This window comes from Streptomyces sp. NPDC104226 (genome assembly GCF_055584085.1).
On record NZ_JBVJMS010000001.1, the window covers coordinates 1,081,476 to 1,102,785 of the forward strand.

The 21,310-nt window shown below is 74.3% G+C and carries 13 protein-coding genes and 1 pseudogene; 6 read left to right on the forward strand and 8 right to left on the reverse strand.

Annotation, left to right across the window (positions count from 1 at the left end):
• Nucleotides 1-125: 125 nt before the first annotated feature.
• Nucleotides 126-2,057: an ABC transporter permease gene (locus ACZ60J_RS04745; protein WP_469678947.1), complete on the forward strand. Its 1,932-nt coding sequence runs from the start codon at nt 126-128 to the stop codon at nt 2,055-2,057.
• 23 nt (nt 2,058-2,080) lie between these two features.
• Here ACZ60J_RS04745 and ACZ60J_RS04750 read toward each other — a convergent pair whose 3' ends face one another.
• The 3 genes from ACZ60J_RS04750 to ACZ60J_RS04760 form a co-directional block, all read right to left on the reverse strand.
• Nucleotides 2,081-4,471 (reverse strand): ATP-binding cassette domain-containing protein, encoded by a 2,391-nt coding sequence (locus ACZ60J_RS04750; RefSeq protein ID WP_469678948.1) that lies wholly within the window; start codon nt 4,469-4,471, stop codon nt 2,081-2,083.
• Between the two features lie 133 nt (nt 4,472-4,604).
• On the reverse strand, nt 4,605-5,021 hold the full coding sequence (locus ACZ60J_RS04755; protein WP_469678949.1) for a VOC family protein: 417 nt from the start codon (nt 5,019-5,021) through the stop codon (nt 4,605-4,607).
• 102 nt (nt 5,022-5,123) lie between these two features.
• Nucleotides 5,124-7,895: a phosphodiester glycosidase family protein gene (locus ACZ60J_RS04760; protein ID WP_469678950.1), complete on the reverse strand. Its 2,772-nt coding sequence runs from the start codon at nt 7,893-7,895 to the stop codon at nt 5,124-5,126.
• Nucleotides 7,896-8,156: 261 nt separating this feature from the next.
• Here ACZ60J_RS04760 and ACZ60J_RS04765 point away from each other — a divergent pair, with 261 nt between their 5' ends.
• Entirely contained in the window at nt 8,157-8,930 is a 774-nt protein-coding gene (locus ACZ60J_RS04765; protein WP_469678951.1) for a DUF4328 domain-containing protein, read from the forward strand.
• A gap of 12 nt (nt 8,931-8,942) precedes the next feature.
• On the opposite strand, the gene ACZ60J_RS04770 is transcribed toward ACZ60J_RS04765, so the two are convergent.
• Nucleotides 8,943-11,120, reverse strand: coding sequence for a SpoIIE family protein phosphatase (locus tag ACZ60J_RS04770; protein ID WP_469678952.1), 2,178 nt, complete (start codon nt 11,118-11,120; stop codon nt 8,943-8,945).
• A 402-nt stretch (nt 11,121-11,522) separates the two neighbouring features.
• Between ACZ60J_RS04770 and ACZ60J_RS04775 the strand changes: the two genes are divergently transcribed.
• Together ACZ60J_RS04775 and ACZ60J_RS04780 are read left to right on the forward strand one after the other, a co-directional pair.
• A complete protein-coding gene (locus ACZ60J_RS04775) occupies nt 11,523-12,647 on the forward strand; it encodes an SPFH domain-containing protein (RefSeq protein ID WP_469678953.1) in 1,125 nt (374 codons plus the stop codon).
• A gap of 29 nt (nt 12,648-12,676) precedes the next feature.
• Nucleotides 12,677-13,375: a C40 family peptidase gene (locus tag ACZ60J_RS04780; protein ID WP_469678954.1), complete on the forward strand. Its 699-nt coding sequence runs from the start codon at nt 12,677-12,679 to the stop codon at nt 13,373-13,375.
• Nucleotides 13,376-13,923: 548 nt separating this feature from the next.
• Here the strand turns inward: ACZ60J_RS04780 and ACZ60J_RS04785 are convergent.
• Nucleotides 13,924-15,258, reverse strand: a pseudogene (locus ACZ60J_RS04785) (DUF6777 domain-containing protein); the annotation flags it as partial.
• Between the two features lie 231 nt (nt 15,259-15,489).
• Here ACZ60J_RS04785 and ACZ60J_RS04790 point away from each other — a divergent pair.
• Both ACZ60J_RS04790 and ACZ60J_RS04795 read left to right on the forward strand, forming a co-directional pair.
• Complete coding sequence (locus ACZ60J_RS04790; RefSeq protein WP_469678955.1) at nt 15,490-16,776, forward strand: streptophobe family protein; 1,287 nt, start codon at nt 15,490-15,492, stop codon at nt 16,774-16,776.
• Nucleotides 16,777-16,843: 67 nt separating this feature from the next.
• Entirely contained in the window at nt 16,844-17,230 is a 387-nt protein-coding gene (locus ACZ60J_RS04795) for a hypothetical protein (protein ID WP_469678956.1), read from the forward strand.
• A 39-nt stretch (nt 17,231-17,269) separates the two neighbouring features.
• Here ACZ60J_RS04795 and ACZ60J_RS04800 read toward each other — a convergent pair whose 3' ends face one another.
• The 3 genes from ACZ60J_RS04800 to ACZ60J_RS04810 are packed head-to-tail and all read right to left on the reverse strand — an operon-like array spanning nt 17,270 to nt 21,263.
• Complete coding sequence (locus tag ACZ60J_RS04800; RefSeq protein ID WP_469678957.1) at nt 17,270-18,268, reverse strand: serine/threonine-protein kinase; 999 nt, start codon at nt 18,266-18,268, stop codon at nt 17,270-17,272.
• Complete coding sequence (locus tag ACZ60J_RS04805) at nt 18,268-18,912, reverse strand: hypothetical protein (RefSeq protein ID WP_469678958.1); 645 nt, start codon at nt 18,910-18,912, stop codon at nt 18,268-18,270. The genes ACZ60J_RS04800 and ACZ60J_RS04805 overlap by 1 nt, the downstream gene beginning before the upstream one ends.
• Nucleotides 18,913-18,917: 5 nt before the next feature.
• Nucleotides 18,918-21,263: an ABC transporter ATP-binding protein/permease gene (locus tag ACZ60J_RS04810; RefSeq protein WP_469678959.1), complete on the reverse strand. Its 2,346-nt coding sequence runs from the start codon at nt 21,261-21,263 to the stop codon at nt 18,918-18,920.
• Nucleotides 21,264-21,310 lie beyond the last annotated feature (47 nt).

Genomic DNA, 21,310 nt, shown 5'->3' on the forward strand with positions numbered 1-21,310 from the left:
GGACCGCCCGGTCCGGGGGGACGGGCGGTCCCTCTCCGTTTGCCGCCCCCGCACTACGCTGCACACGCCGCCCGGGCGTCCCGACGTCCCCGGCGGCTTCCCGACGTCCCCGGCCAGGAACCCACATGAGCAGACTCCGTACCCGCCGCGCCCGGCCCCCCGTGGCCCTGGCGCTCCCCGCGCTGCTCGCCGTGGCGTTCCTGCTGATGCCGCTCCTGGGCATCCTCACCCGCACCCACTGGAGCGATCTCGGCGCGCACCTCACCAGCCCCGGTGTGGTCGAAGCGCTGCGGCTCTCGCTGGTCGTGTCCCTGTGGTCGCTCGGCTTCTCCCTCCTGCTCGGGGTGCCGCTCGCCTGGATGCTGGCCCGCGTCGAGTTCAAGGGCAAGGCGCTGGTGCGCTCGCTGGTCCTGCTGCCCATGGTGCTGCCGCCCACGGTCGGCGGTGTGGCCCTGCTGCTCGGTTTCGGCCGGCGCGGGCTGCTCGGCCCCTGGCTGGAGGGCACCTTCGGCGTCACGCTGCCCTTCCACACCTCCGGTGCGGTCGTCGCGGCCACCTTCGTCGCGATGCCCTTCCTCGTGATCAGCCTGGAGGGCGCCCTCGCCGGGCTCAAGCCGAGCTACGAGGAGACCGCGGCCTCCCTGGGTTCCACGCCGCTGCGCGTGTTCTTCACCGTGACGCTGCCGATGGTGGCCCCGGGCCTGATCGCCGGGGCCGCGCTGACCTGGGCGCGGGCGCTCGGCGAGTTCGGCGCCACGATCACCTTCGCGGGCAACCTCCCGGGCACCACCCAGACCCTGCCGCTCCAGGTCTACCTGCTGCTCCAGGACCAGCCCGAGGCCGCCACCTCGGTGTCCCTGCTGCTGCTCGTGATCGCCATGGCCGTACTCATCGCCCTGCGCGGGCGGTGGACGGGCACCCCCGTCGCCCGCAAGGACCCCGGTGCGCCGGTGGTCGCCGAGGAGGCCGCCGGTACGGAGCCCCTGGGCCCCGTACCGCCCGGGGCCGCGGCCGACGGCGGGCACTGGCCGCTGCACGCCACCGTGACCGGCTTCAACGAGCTCACCCTCGACGCCGAACCCGGCACCACCATCGCCGTCGTCGGCGAGAACGGCGCGGGCAAGACCACCCTGCTGCGCGCCCTGCTCGGCCTGACCCCCCGCGCCCACGCCGAGCTCCGGCTCGGCGACGCCGAGGTGACCGACCTGCCCCCGCACCGGCGCCAGGTCGCCTGGGTCCCCCAGGACGGGGCGCTGTTCCCGCACCTGAGCGCGCTCGCCAACACCTCCTACGGGCTGCGCGCCCGCCGGGTGCCCCGGGCCGCGGCCCGGGCCGAGGCGCAGGCCTGGCTGGACCGGCTCGGCGTCGGGCACCTCGCCCACCGCAAGCCCGCCCAGTTGTCCGGCGGGCAGGCCCAGCGGGTGGCGCTGGCCCGCGCGCTGGCCGCCCGGCCCCGGCTGCTGCTGCTCGACGAGCCGCTCGCCGCCCTGGACCAGACGACCCGCGCCCACGTCCGGCACACCCTGCGCACCCACCTGGCCGGCTTCGGCGGGGTCTGCCTCATCGTCACGCACGACCCCGTCGAGGCGGTCTCCCTGGCCGACCGGGTCCTCGTACTCTCCGACGGGCGGACCCTGCAGGACGCTCCGCCCTCCGAGGTGACCCGGCACCCGCGCTCCCCGTGGGTGGCCCGGATGCTGGGGCGCAACGCCTGGCCCGGCACGGCCTCGGCCGACGGGCTGGAACTCGCGGCCGGGGGCCGCCTGGTGGTGGCCGAGGCGCTGCCCGCGGGGGCGCGGGCCCTGGCCATCATCGGTCCCGAGGCGGTGTCGGTGCACCGGGACCGCCCGGGCGGCAGCCCTCGTAACGTATGGCCCGGCACCGTACGGGAGATCACCTCGGTCGGCAGCCGCCTGCGCGTGCTCGTCGGCTCGGAGCAGGCGCCCGACCTGGTCGCGGAGATCACCCCCGAGGCCGCCGCCGAACTGGGACTCGTCGACGGCGTCTCGGTGTGGACCAGCGTGAAGGCGACCGAGGTCACCCTCGTACAGCTCTAGGGCAGCACCCGGCCCAGGCCCTCTCAGGCGCCCACGTAGGTGGCGAGGTGTTCGCCGGTGAGGGTGGTGCGGCCTTCGACCAGGGCGGTGGGGGTGCCCTCGAAGACGATCCGGCCGCCGTCGTGGCCGGCTCCGGGGCCGAGGTCGATGATCCAGTCGGCGTGCGCCATGACCGCCTGGTGGTGTTCGACCACGATCACCGACTTGCCCGAGTCGACGAGCCGGTCGAGGAGGCCGAGGAGCTGCTCCACGTCGGCGAGGTGCAGGCCCGCGGTCGGCTCGTCGAGTACGTAGACCCCGCCCTTGTCCGCCATGTGTGTGGCCAGCTTGAGCCGCTGGCGCTCGCCCCCGGAGAGCGTGGTGAGCGGCTGTCCGAGGCTGAGGTAGCCCAGACCGACGTCCGCCATCCGCTCCAGGATGCGGTGCGCGGCCGGGGTGCGCGCCTCGCCGGCGCCGAAGAACTCGGCGGCTTCGGTGACGGGCATCGCGAGGACCTCGCTGATGTCGCGGCCGCCGAGGTGGTGTTCCAGGACCGAGGCGTGGAAGCGCTTGCCCTCGCACTCCTCGCAGACGGTGGAGACGCCGGCCATCATCGCCAGGTCGGTGTAGACGACGCCCGCGCCGTTGCAGCCGGGGCAGGCGCCCTCGGAGTTGGCGCTGAACAGGGCCGGCTTGACGCCGTTGGCCTTGGCGAAGGCCTTGCGGATCGGGTCGAGCAGGCCGGTGTACGTCGCCGGGTTGCTCCGCCGGGAACCGCGGATCGCCCCCTGGTCCACCGAGATGACGCCCTCGGTCGCCGGGATCGAGCCGTGGACGAGCGAGCTCTTGCCGGAGCCGGCGACGCCTGTGACCACGACGAGCACCCCGAGCGGTACGTCGACGTCGACGCCCTGCAGGTTGTGCGTCTTCGCTCCGCGGATCTCCAGCTTTCCGTTCGGCTCGCGGACCGTCTTCTTGAGGCTCGCGCGGTCGCCAAAGTGCCGGCCCGTGATGGTGTCGCCCGCCCGCAGCCCCTCGACGGTGCCCTCGAAGCAGATGGTGCCGCCGCCCTGGCCCGCGCCGGGGCCGAGGTCGACGACGTGGTCGGCGATGGCGATCGTCTCCGGCTTGTGCTCCACGACGAGCACCGTGTTGCCCTTGTCCCTCAGCCGCAGCAGGAGAGCGTTCATCTGCTGGATGTCGTGGGGGTGCAGGCCCACGGTGGGCTCGTCGAAGACGTAGGTGACGTCGGTGAGCGAGGAGCCGAGGTGGCGGATCATCTTGACGCGCTGGGACTCCCCGCCCGACAGCGTGCCCGAGGGCCGGTCCAGGGAGAGGTAGCCCAGGCCGATCTCGACGAACGAGTCGAGGGTCTGGCGCAGGGAGGCCAGGAGCGGGGCCACCGAGGGCTCGTCGAGGTCGCGGACCCACTTCGCCAGGTCGCTGATCTGCATCGCGCAGGCGTCGGCGATGCTGATCTTCTTGATCTTCGAGGACCGGGCGCCCTCGTTGAGCCGGGTGCCCGCGCAGTCGGGGCAGACGCTGAAGGTCACCGCGCGCTTCACGAACGCCCGGATGTGCGGCTGCAGCGCCTCGACGTCCTTCGACAGCATCGACTTCTGGAGCTTGGGGATGATGCCCTCGTAGGTGAGGTTGATCCCCTCGACCTTGATCTTGGTCGGCTCCTTGTGGAGCAGGTCGCTCAGCTCGCGCTTGGTGTACTTGCGGATCGGCTTGTCCATGTCGAAGAAGCCGGAGCCGCTGAAGATGCGGCCGTACCAGCCCTCCATCGTGTAGCCGGGGATGGTGAGGGCGCCCTCGCTCAGCGACTTGGTGTCGTCGTACAGCGCGGTGAGGTCGATGTCGTTGACCGAGCCCCGGCCTTCGCAGCGCGGGCACATGCCGCCGGTGATGCTGAAGCTGCGCTTCTCCTTCACGGTCTCGCCGCCGCGTTCGATGGTGACCGCGCCGGCCCCGCTGATCGAGGCCACGTTGAAGGAGAAGGCCTTGGCCGAGCCGATGTGCGGTGTGCCGAGACGGCTGAAGAGGATGCGCAGCATCGCGTTCGCGTCGGTGGCGGTGCCCACCGTCGAGCGGGGGTCGGCTCCCATCCGCTGCTGGTCGACGGTGATGACGGTGGTCAGTCCGTCGAGGACGTCCGCCTCGGGCCGGGCCTGGGTGGGCATGAAGCCCTGGACGAAGGTGCTGTAGGTCTCGTTGATCAGCCGCTGCGACTCGGCGGCGATCGTGTCGAACACCAGGGAGCTCTTGCCCGAGCCGGACACGCCGGTGAAGACCGTGAGCCGCCGCTTGGGGATCTCGACGCTGACGTCCTTGAGGTTGTTCACCCGCGCACCGTGTACGCGGATCAGGTCGTGGACGTCGGCGGCGTGCGGCTCGGGTGACTGCGCGCCCGTCCTCGTGACCTTGCTCATCGTGTCTCCATACTGTTGGGCCGGCGCCGTTCCGTCGGGCCGGCGCCGCCTGCGCGGTCGCGGCAACGCTCCCCTGTCTACCCGATCGGCGGTGTCGTCCGGGGGCGGCGCCAGGTATCGGGGGCGGTGGATCTCAGCGCTTGCGCGGCTGGTGGAACCGGAGCATGTTGCCGGCCGGGTCGCGGAAGGCGCAGTCGCGGACGCCGTACGGCTGGTCGATCGGCTCCTGGAGCACCTCGCCTCCGGCGGCCCGGATGCGTTCGAAGGTGGCGTCGCAGTCGTCGGTGCTGAAGATGACGCCGCGCAGCAGGCCCTTGGCCAGCAGTTCCGTCATGGCCTCGCGGTCGGCGGACGAGGCGTTCGGGTTCGCGACGGGCGGTTCGAGGACGATGTCCACGTCGGGCTGCGCGGGGGACCCGAGGGTCACCCAGCGCATGCCCTCGTAGCCGACGTCGCCCCGGACCTCGAGACCGAGGACGTCCCGGTAGAAGGGGATCGCCGTGTCGTGGTCGTCGACGGCGATGAAGCACTGCGAGAGGTTGATGTCCATGGGTTTCACGCTACGGGCGGGTGGGCGGCCGGGGCTTCTCCGTTCCTGACCGGTTGGCGGCTTCGCGGGTTCGCGGCTTTGCGGGTTCATGGGTTCGTGGGTTCACCTGCCCGCGGGCGGCAGTACGGAGAGCCAGTCCCCTGCGGCGAAGGCGTCGGCGCCGATCACGGTGCGGCCGGTGTGCGGGGCCGCCACGGTGAGCACGCCCTCGGTGCGGCCGGCCGCGAAGCGGGGGGCGCCGACGGTGAGGACCACGGCCCGCTTGCCGGTGGCCCGGCGGAACTCGGCCAGGAGGCGCAGGCGCAGGGCGGCCTCCTTGCGGTCGACGGCCTGCGGTGCGTACGGCTCTACGACGGCCAGCGCACCCGTGCCCGGCTCCCGGGCGGCCGTCGCGAGGGCCGCACGCAGGGCCGTGGTCCGCTCCAGCCCGCCGCCGGCCAGGGTGGGGCGCGTGGAGCCGAGCGGCAGGAACCGTACGCCCCGGTGCACGAAGGCCGGGCGGCCGGCGCCGGTCAGGGCGAAGTCGACGGCCGCGGTCCGGGCGGAGGCCGCGGCCGGCCGGGCACCGGCGGGGGCGACCGCGAACCGCCAGGGCCGGGCGTCCACCCGGGCCGCCGTGGCCACGATCGGATCGGGGCCGTCGGCCGCACGGACCACTCCGGTCGGCGGCGTCCGTGCCGCCAGGGTGTCCAGCAGCAGCCGCGGGGCGGCGGGCGTGGCCGGAGCCTTGGCCGGGGCTCCGGTACGGGCCTTGCCGCGGGCGGCCGCGGGGGCGGCTGCGGTGGCCGCGAGCCGGGTCACGGAGAACGGGCGCTCCGCCATCGCCGGGAGCGGCAGGTCGATCTGCCGCCAGCCGGTCCAGTCCACGGCGGGCCCGCGCAGGGTGACGGCGGCCCCCTCGCCGTCGGCGAGTTCCACCGCGGGCCGGGCCCCGGAACCGTCGCCGTGCACCCAGAGGGACAGCGAGCGTGCCAGTTCGGGGACCCGGAGGGGGTGGGGCGGGGTCGCGGCGGCGGTCCCCCCGGCGGGCGGTGCGAGGGCGAGTCCCCGGCCGGGCCGGCCCTCCCCGGGCGCGGCGCCGGAACCGGTCCAGCGGGCGGCGTCCTCCAGGTCCGCGAGGCGCACGTCCGACAGGCCCACCCCGAGGGCCAGCCGGGCCTGCATCCCGCGCACCGTGGCGCGCAACTCGCCCGTCGCCTTCGGGACCCGGGCGGTCACCGTGAAACCGCCGTGCCCGTCGTCGGCCACCTGCCACCGGGACCGGTCGAAGTCGAGCTCCGCGTCCCGGGGTTCGACCACCGCGGCGGCGCCCTGCGCGTCGTACCCGGTCAGGACGAAGCGCGCGGTCTCCCCTTCCTCCGCGAACCCGATCCGCTCCGGCACGGCCCGGACCCGCGTCGGCTCCCCGAGCACGTCGAGGCGGAGCGCCCCGCTCGCCGCGCCGAGGCCGGCCCGCACCTCGACCGGGCCGGGGCCCGACGCACGCAGGGCGCCGCCCGCATCGATCCGGCCCCGGCCCGCCGGGAGGGACCATCCCGGAGACGCCGACTGCGCGGCCACTGGGCCGAGTTGGGCGTCGTAGGGGGTGGCCCGGAGGGTCCGGGTCAGGCCGGGGAAGGCGCGCGCCGCGCCGCCGACGGGCTCGATCCGGTAGCCGGTGGCGCGCCCGGGGCCGGCCGGGGCGGTCAGGACCAGGCCGTTGGGGACCGGGCGGCGGCGGCCGTCGGACGGGGAGTTCTCCACGGTCAGGGCCGACTCCCCGGTCAGCGCCGCGAGCAGGGTCGAGGAGCCGCCGCCGTCCAGGTTGAGGGCCTCGTGGGCGCCGAGTCGGTGCATCAGCCGGCCGAGCGCCGTCAGGGTCAGGCCTCCGCTGTCGCGCTGGCGGCCGTCGACGGTGACCAGGCGGGCCCGGCGGCCGTCGCGGGAGAAGCCGACGGCGGTGCGCGGCGCGGCCGCGTTGTTCGGCTCGCCGTCGTGGTTCTGCGGGACCCCGGCCACCACGAGCGCCTCCCGGCCGCCGACCGCGCTGGCCGGGAGCGGCCCGCCCCCGACCGGCACGGGCCGGGCCGCCACGGTGACGGCGTCCCCGCGGCGCAGGGCGGCGAGTTCCGGCGCCGCCGTGCCGGCCGCGACGAGCAGGGTGGTTCCGGGTGCGGGGCGCTCCCGGCGCGCGGGACGGCGTACCGCCGCGCGCACGGCCGCGACCCGGCCGTCCCGCAGCTCCACCGCCGGTCCGGACGCGGGGAGTGCGTCCCCCGGCCAGTCGGCGGTGTAGGCGGCGAAACCCTCGGCGGGCGGCCGCGCGGTGTTGAAACCGGCGAGCGGGCGGACCGCGCCCCCGGGCAGGGTGACGCTCCCGTCGAGGACCAGGCGGAGCACCCGGCCCGGCCCGCCGACGCCGAATCCGACGGCCTGTCCTGCGCCGGGCGAAGCGGCGTGCAGCAGCCGTCCGGCGCCGATGCCGGGGCCGAGCGGGGCGCCCGTACCCCGGATGTCGAAGAAGTCGCCGTTCACCGCGGCGACCACGCGGCGGCCCGGCCCGGCGGGGTGGCGGGCGGCGGAGTCCGGGACGGTGGCGAGCCCGCGGCCGCCGAGGTACTCCACGCGCACACCCGAACCCGCGCCGCCCGTGCCTGTACCCGTACCCGCCAACTGCACGTCGAGTTCGTCGATGCGCAGCCACCGGTCGGCTTCGAGCCGGTCGTACGACTCCAGCCGCACCCCGGGGGCGATCTGCCGGGCGGTACGGGCCGTCTCGATCCCCTCGCCCTCACCGTGCCCGGAAGCCCGGGCCGGCGAGGGCGCCGGGGCCACGAGCAGCACGGCGAGCAGGGCCGGGAGCACGACGGGGAACAGCGGGCGCAGGGGGGACATCCAGGCAGGATCGGCCAGCCCCATGCATATGAGCACACGAACACAGCGCGAGTCCGGTGACGATCAGCCATTCGCCCGCACCCGGCACCGGCCTCGCCCCCGGTCCTGGCCCCGGCCCCGGCCCCGGGAAGGTCCCGGCGATCCAAGTCATCCAAAGGTGCGGTCTGAAAGCTTGGCCCCGCCACATCTTCGACCGTGACCACATGGCGGCGGGCCGGCGGGCCTTCTCCGCATGTCACCTGTTCCCGGGGGTACGACCTCATGTCTTTCAGCGCGACCGGCTCACCGCAGCCCGTCGACGAGCCGGTGCCGGACTTCGCCCCGGAGCCCCTCGCCCTGCGCCCGCCCGGGGGCCTCGCGAAGGCGACGACCGCCCTGCTCGCACTCTGCGGCCTGTACGCCCTGCTCCTGACCGGAACCGGCCTGTACCTCGGCTCCGCCCTGCGCGACGGGAGCTACCCGGATGCGGGAACCGAGGACGGCGGCACCCTGCCGGACACCCTGATGACCCTGGCGGGCCTCCTGGAGATTCCCCTGCTGATCGTCACCGCGGCCCTGTTCGTCACCTGGTTCCACCGCGTCCACCACAACGCCCTGCTCCTCGGCCGGGACGCGGTCACCAAGTCCGCGGCCTGGGCCGTCGGCGGCTGGTTCGTGCCCTTCGCCTTCCTCCGCATCCCGTACAAGACGGCCAAGGAGATCTGGGCCGCCAGCCGCCCGCACGGGCCGGACGGGCGGGACGTGCCGGACGGACATGACGGGCCGGATGCAGCCCACCCGTCCGTCTCGACGGCCCCCATCACCCGGTGGTGGCTGGTGTGGATCACCGCGCTGTTCGCCAACCGCGTCTTCGGTTTCCTCCACGGCCGCGCCGACGACGCGGCCGGGCTCGCGACGGCGGCCACGGCCGCCGCCGGGTACGGTGTGCTGCTGCTCGCGGCTTCCGTCCTCGCGATCCGCTTCGTGCGCGGGCTGACGGCGATGCAGATCGCCAAGGCCGCGCAGGGCCCGGGCCGCCCTCACCCGGCCCCGTAACCCGCCGACCCCTTACGCTGCGCCGGGCTTCCTGGACGGGAGAAGGGGATCCGTACCGTCCCCGGGAGCCGGAGGCTGGACGGCGAACTCGCACCACACGCACTTCCCGGTGCCCCGGGGCTCCACGCCCCAGGCATCCGCGAGCCGGTCCACCAGCATCAGGCCGCGCCCCGACACCGCCCAGTCGTCGGCTTCCCGGCGCCGGGGCAGCGCGCTGCTGGTGTCCTCCACCTCGATCCGGATCCGGCCCTCCGGAGTCAGCCGCATGCTGATCCTGCCGACCCCGTCCGTGTGGACCAGCGCGTTGGTCATCAGCTCGTCCGCCGCGAGCTCGATCTCGTCGGCCTGCTCCCACGCACCCCACGCCGCGGCGGCGGCCCGGATCAGGTGGCGGGCCATCGCCGGGGCGTCCGGGTCCCCGGGGGCGAGGCGGTGGCGCAGCGGGCCGCCGCCGCGCGGGAGCGGGGTGCCGCGCCGGCGCAGCAGGAGCAGGGCCATGTCGTCCCCGCCGCCCGAGTCCCCGACCAGGTCGCACAGCAGGTCGGCGAGTTCCTCCACGTCCGCCGGCCCGTCCCGGACCGCCTCCATGAGCTCGCGCACACCCGTGTCGGGGTCGCTGCCGGGCCGTTCGGTCAGGCCGTCCGTGCACAGCAGCAGGGTGTCCCCGGGGTGCAGTTCGAGGCTGGTGACGGGGTATCCCGTACCTGCGGCGCCGGAAGCACCGGGGTCGCCGTCGGACGCACCCGGACCGCATCCGGAGGTACCCGCGAGGGGCGCCCCCGGCTCGCGCACCGGCAGGCCCAGCGGAAGGCCGCCCGCCACCTGCACCCGGTGGCAGCTGCCGTCGCCGCGCCGCACCACGGGGTCGAGGTGCCCGGCACGGACCAGCCGGGCCATGCCGCTGGTGAGGTCGATGTCGGCGTACGTGCACGTGGCGAAGCGTTCCGTCTCCAGGTCCCTCAGGAAGGCCGCGGCCCGCGCCATGGCCGCGCCGGGCGTGTGGCCCTCGGCGATGTAGGCGCGCAGCGCGATGCGCAGCTGGCCCATGACGGCGGCCGCATCCGTGTCGTGGCCCTCCACGTCGCCGATCATCACGCCGACCCGGCCCTCGCCGAGCGGGACCACGTCGTACCAGTCGCCGCCGATGTCCCGCCCCATCCGGGCGGCCCGGTACCGCACCGCTATCTGCGCGCCCGCCACCTCCGGGATCCGGCGCGGCAGCATGGCCGTCTGGAGGCCCTCGGCGAGGTCGTGCTCCTGCTCGAAGAGGATGGCCCGCTGGAGGCCCTGCGCGATGCCGCTGCCGAGGGCCATCAGCACGTTGCGCTCCTCGGTGTCGAAGCCGCCCTCCCGCGTGTAGAGCAGTCCGAGCGCGCCGACGGGCCGGCCCTGGGCGATCAGCGGCAGGTAGACCCCGCTGCGGACGGCCAGCGGCTCGATGTACGGCCACAGGTCCGGGTAGCGGCGCTGGAACTCCTCGCGGGAGGCCAGGTAGACCGGGAGCAGGGTCCGTACCGCCTCGCTCAGCGGCAGGGGCGCGTCGATCCGCGTGTACTCGGTCTCCGGTACGTACGCCCCGAGCTGCCCCTCGGCGACCAGGTGGATGCGGCCGCCGTCGACCACGCCGAGCATGACGCTGACCGCGCCGAGGTGGCCGAGGGCCTCGGGGTCCTTGAGGACGTCGGTGACGTCGTTGACGGTGCGGGCGTGCGCCAGGATCGCCGTGGTCCGCTCGATGACCCCGGTCATGCGGCGCCGGCCCTCGTCGCGCTCACCGGCCGCGCCGGGCTCGCCGGGGTCGTGGACGGCATCGCGGAGGATCCCGATGATCCTGTACGGGCGCCCGTACGGGTCCCGCAGGATGCGGCCCTGGACATGGATCCAGCCCGGGGCGCCTTTCCGGTCGCGACTGCGCACGTAGGCCCCGTAGTGGCTGTGGCCGGCCTTCAGCGCCTGGGCGACCCGCGCGTCGAGCCGGGCCTCTTCGCCGGGCGCGAGGCGGGCCCGCAGTCCGGCGGGGGTGCCCGTGAACTCCTCGGGGCGCAGGTCGAGGACCTCGAGGGCGGTGGTGTCCAGGAACATCTGCCCGCTGTCGAGGTCCCAGTCGAAGGTGCCCATGTGGTTGAGCGCGAGGCTCGTGTCCGTCCGGGCAGGCCATTCGACCTGGGGGGTCACTCCCCTTTCGGCCACACCTTCAGGGTCTCACTCTTCGCCAGTCCGTGCCGGTGCGCGCGACCCTGCCGGGAAAAAGGACGAAAGTCCCGGCCTGTCGTGACTTTCACCGAATAGACGACTTGTACGATTTCGCGAAGATCGATCCGTTCATGATCATCTTTGCTGGCGTCAGGAACCCCGAGGAAAGGGGTCGTTGACGCCCACGGCTGTGTGGGGTGTGGCTTGTCGCAAGCGCCGAGGACGACCGGAGAACCGGCCGGAACACCGAGGGGAGGGGCCGGAAGGGCGGGGGACGGGTCCCGGACCCACGGGCACATATCCACCCCTCTGACCGATGCCTGTCCCGGCTCTGACTCCGGTCCCGGCTCTGACTCCGGTCCCGGCTCCGGTCCGGCCTCCGGGCGCGGGAGCCTGGTGGTGCGTCCGTACCGGGATCCGCTCGTCCTCGGGCCGCTCTTCCGTGACGAGGGACCGAGCGGCTCCCGCGGCCCGAACACCGCGGGCCCCGACGGCCCGGCCGCCCCGGGCGAACCCCGTCGGTCCGGCTCCGCGCCGACGGACCCGGACACCCTTCGGCAGACCCCCGCCCGAGCGGCGATACCCCGGCCCGCCCCACCGTCCGCGACGGCTCCGGACCGCCGCCGGACCCTGCCCGCCGCGCTCGACCCCGAGCTCACCGAACACCCCGCGCGGGCCTGTTCCGGCTGGTGGGCCCTGTTCGCCGCCGCGCTCGCCGCGGGCGGCGCCGCCGTCCTCGCACGGTTCGAGGAGCTCCGCCCCTCCTCCTCCCCCGCCGAGGCCTGGCCCCTGGCCGTCGTCGGGTGCTGCGCACTCCTCGCACTCGCCGTGCTCTGCGGACTGCGGCGCGGCCGCACCGGCCAGGCCTGGTCGCTGACCCTGTTCGGCCGCTACCGCGGCACGATCCGGCGTACCGGCCTCCTCTGGTCCAACCCGTTGCCCCGCCACACCCGCGTCGACGTCCGGCTGCGCCACTGGCGCAGCGAGCCGCTGTGCGTCGTCGACTCCGAGGGCACCGCGCTGCGGTCCGTCGTCCTCGTCGTATGGCGGGTCGCGGACACCGCCCGCGCGTTGCTGGCGGTCGACGACCACACCACCTACCTGCGCGGACAGGTGGAGTCCACGACCGCCCGGGTGCTCTCCCGGATGCCCGCCGACTCCTTCGGACCGGAGCCGGACGGACGGGAAACCCTGCGGGACACCGAGGCCGTCGGCGACGAGCTGACCCGGCTGCTCGCCGCCGAGTGCAAGGCCGTCGGCGTCGAGGTCTTCTCCGCACGGCCGCTGCACGTCGAGTACGCCCCCGAGGTCGCCGCCGCGATGCAGCGCCGCCGGGTCGCCTCGATCGACGCCCGGCACCGGGACTCCGTCCTCACCTCCGTGCTCGACGCCGTCGACGACACCGTTCAGCGGATGTCGGACCGCGGGCTCGTGAGCCTGGACGACTACGAACGCAAGGCCCTGGTCAAGGACTTGACCGTGGCCTTCTACACGGCGCGCGGCCCTGCCGCCGACGCGCGTTGACCACACCCCCGATGGAAAAGGAATCATGCATGCGCACGCCCGAGTTCACCGAAGAGATACCCGACAGTTGTGACTGCAACGGCTGCGCGCGCGGCACGACGGCCGCGACGACCCGCCGTCGCTGCACCGTGCGCGGCGCCGTGGTCGCGGCCGTCGGCGCCACGCTGCTCGTGGGCACCGGGGTGGGCACCGCGTCCGCCGAGCCGGCGCCGGCGCACGCCGGCTGGGACGGTTCGAAGTACTGGTACAAGGACGCGACCGGCTGGTGGCGCTGGACCCAGCACAAGGACAAGTACCAGCGCTTCGCCGGCGGCTCAGGCTCCGGCTCGTCCGGTTCCTCGGGCTCCTCCGGAACGCCCATCCGCCAGGGCACGGAGGGCGCCGTCTCCTTCGCCAACAGCCACCTCGGCGACCCGTACGTCTGGGGTGGCAACGGCCCCCGCGGCTGGGACTGCTCGGGCCTGGTCCAGGCCGCGTACCGCTCCGCGGGCATCACCCTCCCCCGCGTGGCCTCCGACCAGTACCGGGCCACCACCCCGATCTCCCGCTCCGAGCTGCGCCGCGGAGACCTGGTCTTCTGGACCTCGAACGGCGGCGCCTCGGGCATCCACCACGTCGCCGTCTACCTCGGCGACGGCAAGTACGTCGAGGCACCCCGCCCGGGCAAGCAGGTCCGCGTCTCCAGCTTCGGCGCGTACAACCCGAACATGTACGGCCGCGTCCGCTAGCAGCGTCCGCAGGGCCTGGGACACGGCGTGCACCAGACCTCCCCGGGGGCCATCGGCCCTCGGGGAGGTCTTCGTGCCGGGCGGGACTACTGGTTGCCGTTACCGGCCGGGCCTCCGTCCGAACCCTGGTCGGTGTCGTCTCCGGGCCCCACGGGCGGGGGCTGGACCAGTGAGGTGGCCGGAGCGGGCGGCGGGGGCGGCGGCGGGGGCGCCTGGGTCGGCGGCGGCGGGGGCGGGGGTGCCTGGGTCGGCGGCGGGGGCGGCGGCGGGAGTTCGGGCTCCTGCGAGATCAGCGGCGGGGGCGTCGCCTTCGGCGGCTCGATCCGCGTCGAGGCCGCGGGGGGCTCCGGCGCCACCACGCTCTTCGAAGGCGTCGGCACCACCGCGCTCTTCGAGGGCGCCGGGGTCGGCGACGGCGCCGTCCGGCTCGCGGACGGAGAGGTGGAGGCCGACTTGGACGGCGAGACGGAGGGCGAGACGGACGGCGACTCGGAGGGGGACTCCGAAGGCGATTCCGACCCCGTCACCGACGCCGACACGGACTCCGAAGGCGACTCGGAGGGTGACGGCGACGGCGATTCCGAAGGCGACTCGGACGCAGACTCCGAAGGCGAGACCGACGGGGACTCCGACGGGGACTCGGACGGGGACTGCGACGGAGACTCGGACGGCGACACCGTCGGGGACGGGGAGGTGACCGTCGGGGACGGCGACGTGAACGTCGGGGACGGGGAAGTGACCGTCGGGGACGGCGACGTGAAGGTCGGGGACGGCGACGTGAAGGTCGGGGACGGCGACGTGAACGTCGGCGACGGCGGCGGGGTGGTGAAGATCGGCGTCGGGATCACCGGCGGCGGGATCGGCCGGTCGTGTCGGCCCTGGTGGTGGCCCCGGTCACGCTCGTACCAGCGGCTGTCGCGGTAGTCGTAGATCACGAACTTGTTCACGATGGTCACGGACGGCGCGATGACCACGACCTGCGAGGGCTGGTACGAGGTCCAGGGCTGTCCGAACCGCTTCGGGTTGGCCTTCAGCGCCACCGGCGGACCCAGCGGGTTCCCGCAGGCGCACCGCACCCGCGGCACGCCCCGGTCGTCCACGAGCACGGCGGTCCCTGCCTGGAGCACGGACTGGTAGCTGGTGGAACGGCCGTCCACGTAGCCGTGGTTGGTGACCCGGGTGTCCACCCGGAGCTGGACCGGGGTGAGCGAGCGCAGGTACGACGGCACGGCCGTCGGCTGGATGCCGAGCGACGAGGCGAAGGCGGCGTTCTTGGAGGGCTGCGCCGACAGCACCCGGATCTGCTTCTCGACGTCACAGGCGGGCACGTTCGGCGTGCCCCCGTACAGCTCGGGCGAGGCGCCGCTGACGCTGCGGGTGGTCGTGGGCGCCGCGGACGACGTCGGTTTCGCCGGTGGCTTCGATTCGGGCTTCCCCGGCGTGGAGGGCGGCGGGGACTCGGGCGGCGCGGTGGCCTGCTTGGCGGCGGTGGACTCGGTGAAGGGGTCGGGCCCGGAGGCCGCCGCGGGCTGCAGGAAGACCTCGTTGCCCGCGGAGGTGGTGGTACCCCCGCTCCCGCTGGGCCTGGTCAGGACGACGGCCAGGGTCACGGCGGCGGCGAGGGCGACGATCGTGGTGGCGAGCCGGGGTACGGAGCGCCACCAGGGCTTGTGCGGGGGCTCGGGGGGCCCGGGGGGCACCCCGCTCCCGGATCCTCCGGGAGGGGCCGGCGGCGGAGGTGGCGGGGGCCCTTCCCGGCCCCCGGAGAGGGGACCGGACGGCGGGCCCGTGGGGCGCCCGGACGACGACGACGGCGGCTGCGAGGGCGGCTGTGACGGCTGTGTCGGCCACGGCGGCTGCTGGCCGGAGGGTTGAGTGGTCACGGGCTCTTCTTCCCAGGCGGAGGGGTTCCGGTCCCCTGTGGACGTTCCGCTGCGGACCCTTCGGTCGTTGCTCCGCGGCTGCTCGTCGCTGCTCGTAGGTGCTCCGCGGACGTTCCGTTATGGAACTTCTGCGGAGCATCAGCGGAAATCTCCGGATTTCGTGCACTCCTGGCGACCATTGTGTGCGCCGTCCGGGTGGTGGCCGCAAGCGGAGCTGCCTACGGTGACAAGGTGAGCCCTCCAACGGCACCGGCCGCGCGAGCCTGGCGCGACGCCCTCGTCGCGGTCCTCGCAGGCTTCGCGGTGATGGCCGTCGTCGCCGCCGCGGGGCTCGCGCTCGCCGGCGCCGGGGACCTGCCCGGCGGCGCGTTCCCGCACGTCGTGGCCGCCGTCGTCCTGATGGCCGCGGGCGGGTCGGTCGACGTGACGGGCGGGGCCGGCTTCCTGGCGGGGGCCGACACGAGCCTGTCCGTACTCCCCCTCTCCGTCAGTCTGGCCGGCGCACTGACCACCGGCTGGCTCTTCCTGCGCCCCCTGCACAACCGCGCCGTGGCGGGCGTGCGCGAACTCCTCGCCCGCGCCGCGCCCTTGGTGCTCCTCTGGCTGGCGGTGCTGACCGGCGTCGCCCTGCTGTCCCGCCAGAACTTCGCCGTCTCCACCGGCGATTCGGTCCTCGGCGACATCGGCGAAGTCCTCGACGCCGGCCCGAAGGTGGGCTTCGAGGCGGCGATCCCCGCCAGCATCGGCTACGGACTGCTGTGGATCCTGGGCCTGTTGCTGGTCTCCCTGCTGGTGTCCCGGCGCGCACCGCTCCCGACCGGGCTGGTCCGCTTCCACGCGGCGGTACGGCCCGCGGCCTTCGCCGTCGTCGCGCTGCTCCTCGCGTACGTCGTCGTCGGGATCGGCGTCGGCCTGGCCGTGGCGGGCACCCAGGGGCATGCGGACCGCACCCTGGCGGTGGTCCTGCTGGGCCTGCCCAACCTGGTCTGGCCCGCCCTGACGCTCGGCTTCGGCGGGGCGTGGGAGGGCAAGGCCGAGGGACCGTTCGGGCTGCCCGTACCGCAGGTCCTGGACGAGGTGCTGCGCACCACCGGCGGGGCCTCCGGGGCGGCCCCGGACCTGTCCACCATCGACGTGGCCTCGCTCGCCGAGCGGGACTCCCGGGCCTGGTGGCTCGTCGCCCTGGCCGTCGTCCTCCTGCTCGCCGCCGGCGCCCTGGCCGCCGCCCGTTCGCCCGCACACGTCCGTCCCTGGCAGCACGCCCTCCACCTGGCCGTCGCCCTGGCCCTGGCCACCCTGGTGGTCTGCCTGCTGGCCCGGATCCAGGCCCAGTTCGGCCTCACCCTGCTGGGCCTCGGCGACGTCGACGACCTCAGCGGCAACGTGGAGCTGCGCCCGCTGCTCTGGCGCACGGTCGGGCTCGCCTTCCTCGCGGGTGCCGTGGCGGGCTTCCTGGGCGCCCTGCTCCCGCGCCGCCGCCGGGGCGAACCCGGCCGCCCACCCCCGACCGCCGGTTGAGCCGTTCGGGTGAACAGGCGCAAATCGGCTCATCGGGGGATCGTTTCCGCATGACACGCTCGTCTCCGTGAACATGACCAAAGGCCTGTTCCGGCCGCTTCACGCCGCTGGCCTGATCGCCCTCTCCGCACTGGCCCTGACCCTCTCCACCGCCCTGCCCACGCAGGCGACCGGCCCCGGCCCCCGCCTCCTCTCCGGCGCCACCGGCCGCAAGGACTCCTCCGCGCAGGCGGTGTCCGTCAGCAGGGTGTTCTGCCCCCGCGGTACGGCCGTGCAGTCCGGCGGGTACTCCACCACGCACTGGGACCACGGCCGCGACGGCACCCTCCGGCACACCGTCCTGGCCTCCCACCCCGTGGTCGACGCCGACGGACGCAAGGGCTGGTACGCCTCGGCCGCCCACGCCGAGGTCACCGCCCACGTCGTGTGCGGCCCCTCCCGGGACCAGGACTAGGGCCAGGGCCAGGGCCGATCACTCACCGGCCGACCGGGGCTAGAACACCGGCAGCGCCCACCTGGGCGGCGGTGGCGGCGGCCCGTCGGAGGCTGCCCGGGCCGGCGCGCGGTCGGGCGCGCGGACGAAGGCCGCCATCCCGGCACCCGCGGCCTCCCCCGCACCCGCCTGCCGCAGCGCCCCCGTGAACTCCAGGCAGCTCCCCCACCGGTCCTCGGGCGCCTTCGCGAGGGCCCGGGCCAGTACCTCGTCCACCCCCGGCGGAAGGCCGTCCCGCCGTGAGGACACCGCCGGCGGCGGATCGTACTGGTGGGCCCAGAGCAGCGCCATGTCGTCGTCGCGCTCGAAGGGCGGGCCGCCGGCCAGGGTCTCGTAGACCACGCACCCCAGGCTGTAGACGTCGCACCGGCCGTCGACCGGTTTCCCGGCGATCTGCTCGGGCGCCACGTAGTCCAGGGTGCCGACGAACTGGCCGACCCTCGTGAACCCGGTCAGCGACAGCGATTTCTTCGTCAGCCCGAAGTCGGTCAGGTAGACGTGCTCGGGGTGTTCGCTGTCGGTGCCGCCCGCGACCAGGATGTTGCCGGGCTTCACGTCCCGGTGCACCAGGTCGTGGGCGTGCGCCGCGTCCAGGGCCGAGGCGACCTGGCCGGCGATCCGGGCCGCCGCCTCCACGGGCAGCGGGCCCGTCCGGTCCAGCATGGCCCGCAGGTCCTGGCCGGGCACGTACCGCATGGCGATGTACAGCATGCCGTCGGTCTCCCCCGCCTCGAAGACGGGCACGATGTGCGGGTGGTCGATGGCCGCCGCCACCTTCGACTCGTGCGCGAACCGCTTCCGGAAGACGTCGTTGCGCGCCAGTTCGGGCGCGAGGAGCTTCAGGGCGACCGTCCGGTCCAGCCGTACGTCGTGCGCGCGGTAGACGACCGCCATCCCCCCGCGTCCGATCTCGGCCTCCACCACGTACCCGGCGATCCGCCGCCCCCGCAGGTCGGACTCCCGCCCGCGGAACGGCTCCGCGGCCGGATCGGAGCCCATCAGCCCGCCTCCGGCCGGGGCAGGTCCACGATCCTCGTGGGCTCGTGCGGAGCGTCTCGTGCGTCCCGTACGTCCCGTGCGTCTTGTACGTCGCCACTGCCCTCGGTGTCGGCTTCCTGCGGCGGCGTCTGCGGCGCGGGCGGGGCACCTGGTCCCGCGACGACCGCGTAGGTGGCCAGGCGGCTCCCGTCCCCGTACATCCACCGTCCCGCCGTCTCGTCGTAGAGCCACACGGACTCCCCGTCGACGACGACGCCGACGCGCAGTCCCCGCAGGGACCGCCGGAAGGACTCGGGGTCGAGCCGCCCGGAGGCGAGGTCGGTGACGGCCCGCCGGTAGCGTTCCAGTTCCTCCGCGCACCGCGTGAGCAGCGGCTGCGGGTCCTCGACCCGGGTCAGCGGGCGCCCGCCGGTCGGCGGGGGCTGCGGCACCGCGAGGAGCAGGCGCCCGTCCACCCAGGCGGACCATCCGTTGGCGCACAGGATCTCCCCCCATTCCCCGCGCCGGGAGAGCAGCCGCACGGGGAGGAAGGCGTCGAGCGCCACCGTCGGGCGGGCCAGGTCCGGGGTCTCCCACGCGGGGAGTCCGTCCTGGGGAACGATGTGGGTGGGCCGGAAGTCCGCGGCTTGGCCGGGGCTGGTCATCGCGGCTACTTCCGCATGATGGCGGGCTCGTGGCGACGCAGCACCCGGCCCACGAGCACGGCGAACAGCACCGCCAGTCCGACGAGCATCGCCACCTCCGTGATCCACAGGCCGGGCTTGTGGTCGAACATCGGGTCCTGGGTGATCTTGCCGGGCACGATGGCGCCGAGGTCGATGGTGGCCGCCATCGCTCCCATGGCCCAGCGGGCCGGCACGAACCAGGCGAACTGTTCGATGACGGGGACCCCGGTGAGTTTCAGCAGGGAGCCGCAGAACACGACCTGCACGATGGTGAGCAGGACCAGCAGCGGCATGGTGACCTCTTCCTTGCTCACCAGGGCGGAGATCAGCAGGCCGAGCACCATGGCGGTGACGGACAGCAGGGCGACGACGAGGGTGATCTCGATCAGCGGGGGCAGGAAGAGGCCCTTGCCGCCGGGGGCGTTGGTCTTGACCCCGGCGAGGCCGACGAGGGTGAGGACCACCGCCTGGCCGATGGTGATGGCGCCGAGGACCACCACCTTGGACATCAGATAGGCCGACCGGGAGAGCCCCACGGCGCGTTCGCGCTGGTAGATGACGCGTTCCTTGACCAGTTCGCGCACCGCGTTGGCGGCTCCGGTCAGGACCCCGCCCACGCACAGGATGAACAGGGCGTTGAGCGCCGTCTCCGGGCTGAGTTCGCTGCCGGCCAGGGCCCGGGCCATGGCTCCCATGACGAACGGCAGGGCGACCATGATGATCAGGAAGGTGCGGTCGGCGCTGAGCACGGCGGCGTACCGGCGGATCAGCGTGGAGAGCTGCGAACCCCAGCTCTGCGCCTTGGGCGGCGGCTTGGGCGCGGTGCCCGCGGCCCTGTCGCCGGTCCCCGCGAGCGGGGCCCGGCCGGCGACGTCGACGTAGCGTCGGTACAGCGGCGAGGTGCGGTGTTCTCCTGCCCAGTCGCGTTCGCGTTCGTTCTCGAAGGCTTCGAAGGCCTCGGGCCACTGCTCGAAGCCGAAGAAGCCGAGCGCCTCGTCCGGGGGCCCGTAGTAGGCGATGCGGCCGCCGGGCGCGAGGACCAGGAGGCGGTCGCAAACGCTCAGGTTGAGCACGCTGTGGGTGACGACGATGACCGTGCGGCCGTCGTCGGCGAGGCCGCGCAGCATGTTCATCACCGAGCGGTCCATGCCCGGGTCGAGCCCGGAGGTGGGCTCGTCCAGGAAGAGCAGGGAAGGCTTCGTCAGCAGTTCCAGGGCCACGGAGACGCGTTTGCGCTGGCCGCCGGAGAGGCTGTGGATGGGCTGGTCGGCGCGTTGCTGGAGGCCGAGTTCGCCGATCACCTCGTCGACCCGGGCCTCCCGTTCGGCCTTGGCGGTGTCCTGGGGGAAGCGCAGCTCGGCGGCGTAGGCGAGGGCGCGGCGCACGGTGAGCTGGGCGTGCAGGATGTCGTCCTGCGGGACGAGGCCGATGCGGCTGCGGAGCTCGGCGTAGTCCCGGTAGAGGTCGCGGCCGTCGTAGAGGACGGTGCCGTGGTCGGCCGGGCGCAGCCCGGTGAGCGCGCCGAGCAGGGTGGACTTGCCGGCGCCGCTGGGGCCGACCACCGCGAGCAGGGTGGTGGCGCCGACGGGGAAGGAGACGCCGTCGAGGAGGGTCTTGCGGCCGTTGTCGACGGCCACGCGCAGGTCCTGGACGTCGAGGGAGACCTCGCCGGTGTCCACGTACTCCTGGAGCTGGTCGCCGACCAGGCAGAAGGCGGAGTGGCCGATGCCGACGATGTCGCCCTCGCCGATGGCGGCGGCCCCGGTGAGGCGTGCGCCGTTGAGGTAGGTGCCGTTGTGGCTGCCGAGGTCCGCGATCTCGTACCCGCCGTCGGGGCGGGCGTGCAGTTCGGCGTGGTGGCGGGAGACGACGAGGTCGTCGATGACGAAGTCGTTGTCGGGGGCGCGGCCGATGCGGACGGCGGCCCGGGGGGCCAGCGCGCGGACCGAGGTCGGCCGCCGGAAGGTGCTGGTCATGTCCGGGCGGGAGACCGAGGAGGGCCGGACGGCGGCGGGTTCGGCGAAGCGGACCCGCGGTCCGTCGGCGGCGCTGCCGAAGCGCAGTTCGCTGCCGACGCCGACCGCCCACTCGCGGACGCGGTGTCCGTCGACCCACGTCCCGTTGGTGCTGTCCTCGTCCTCCAGCGTCCAGTGGTCTCCGTCCGGACGCAGGATCGCGTGGTGCCAGGAGACGCGGGCGTCGTCGAGGCAGATCTCGCAGAGGGGGTCCCGGCCGACGTGGTACGTCCGGCGGGGGCTCATCGCGGTGGAACCCCTGTCCGTTTCCAGCAGGAGCTCGGGCGCGGTCGGCACACCGGGGCGCTGGGCCATGGGGCGATTTTCCCACGATCCCGGGCGACCGGCATAACCGCAGGTCA